Origin of the sequence: Lentilactobacillus sp. (assembly GCF_040773105.1) — a bacterium.
In the GTDB taxonomy this organism is placed as follows: domain Bacteria; phylum Bacillota; class Bacilli; order Lactobacillales; family Lactobacillaceae; genus Lentilactobacillus; species Lentilactobacillus parabuchneri.
Genome location: NZ_JAXGWW010000332.1, coordinates 1 through 1,543, shown reverse-complemented (window position 1 = coordinate 1,543; position 1,543 = coordinate 1). Strand labels below are relative to the sequence as shown.

General features: G+C 41.1%; 3 protein-coding genes. 1 reads left to right on the top strand and 2 read right to left on the bottom strand.

The genetic code is table 11. The features are described from left to right. Nucleotides 1-416: EutP/PduV family microcompartment system protein (locus AB3112_RS11420; protein ID WP_367334561.1), on the top strand; the 416-nt coding region annotated here is incomplete at its 5' end. A 61-nt stretch (nucleotides 417-477) separates the two neighbouring features. Here AB3112_RS11420 and AB3112_RS11415 read toward each other — a convergent pair. Both AB3112_RS11415 and AB3112_RS11410 read right to left on the bottom strand, forming a co-directional pair. Further along, nucleotides 478-1,017 (bottom strand): NADPH-dependent FMN reductase, encoded by a 540-nt coding sequence (locus AB3112_RS11415; RefSeq protein WP_054734303.1) that lies wholly within the window; start codon nucleotides 1,015-1,017, stop codon nucleotides 478-480. Between the two features lie 163 nt (nucleotides 1,018-1,180). After that, nucleotides 1,181-1,543, bottom strand: a 363-nt coding sequence (locus AB3112_RS11410; protein ID WP_367334560.1) for a tyrosine-protein phosphatase, incomplete at its 5' end; no start/stop codon positions are given.

Sequence of the window (1,543 nt, the reverse complement as noted above, 5' to 3'; positions counted from 1 at the left end):
TGTTTATCGGCGCAATTGGGTGCGGCAAAACGTCCTTTATTCAGAAACTCAACGAATTACAAATGACTTACAACAAAACCCAAACCATTGAGTTTTATAATAATGTCATTGACACACCCGGTGAATATGTCGAGCACCGCGCGATGTATTCAAACCTAATGACCACCGCAATTGAAGCCGACGTCATCGTCTTAATGCAGAGCGCCACTGATCCGCGAATTGTCCTGCCAACGGGCTTTAGCACGATGTTCACGAAGGAAACGATTGGCGTCGTCACGAAAACTGATATTGCAACGGACAAGCAAATTAAGTTGGTTGCCGAACGTCTGCGAGATGCCGGGGCTAAAAGATTATTTGAGATCTCAGCGAAAACTGGTGCCAATGTCCAGCAACTAATCGATTATCTGAAAAAATAAAAATAATGGATCCGAAGTTCGTTGTTTACTAACGACTTTCGGACCCATTTTTATATGCATGCTAATGCTGGCTGTCAACAGATTCAATAAATTTTTTAATGGCGCCATTAAGCTGAGCACCAACCTGCTCATTGATAAGTCTATCCTGAGAATCAAATTGTTCGTGAACGTTGCCAACCGTAATAAAATCATTCATGACATTCATTCCGATGTACCGCAACAACTGTTGGATATGAATATTTGCATTTGCTCCGCCCCGTGCGCCAGAAGAATCGGTAATCACTAACGCCGGCTTATGCGCAATATGCGGCTTTGGGGATGGAACGGACAAAACATCAATGGCGTTCTTTAGTCCACCAGGAATTGACAAATTATATTCTTGAGTGATGAAGAGTAATGCATCCATTTGATCAATCACGCTTCGAAATACTTGCCACTCCAACAATGGTTCTTTCTCAAGATCTGGATTATACAAAGGCAAAATTTCAAAGTTTACCTGAACGAACGTGGTCGATAGATGTTGGCTCATCAGATAATTCGCAATCTTTTGACTATAAGAACGTTGACTGAGGCTTCCAACCAACACGCCAATATTTGTCATCACTCACACTTCCTTTGAATTGAATGGATGGAACAACAATATTTATGTACGCGGTTTTACAATCACATGAGCGTCGTAAAATATGGATCGCAATGGCCCTTCAGAATGCAAAACCACTTTCTATTCGAATTTAAGATCATTAACAAAATCAATTAGGCATTATTTATGCCAAAAATTTGTTCCTGATTTGCAATAAAAACGCTTCGTCGAGTCCCAACTGATCATGAAAGTATGAATCGAAACCACCGTAACGATCGTTAATCATTGAAATCGCTTGTTGAAAGTAATCTTCTCGCACCGTTGAGAGATCAAAAATCGACTTCAGATAAGCTAAATTATCGCTGGCCAATTTGGCTTCATTTAGTCGATTGTTGATTCTCACTGCAGAAAACCGGTTACTGCGCAGATAATCAGTCTTAAGGGTTTCATCAGGAACTCTGAGCATCGCGAGGATCAAAATTGAAATGATCCCGGTCCGATCCTTACCAGTTGAACAATGAAACAGAATTCCCCCGGGATTGGCATT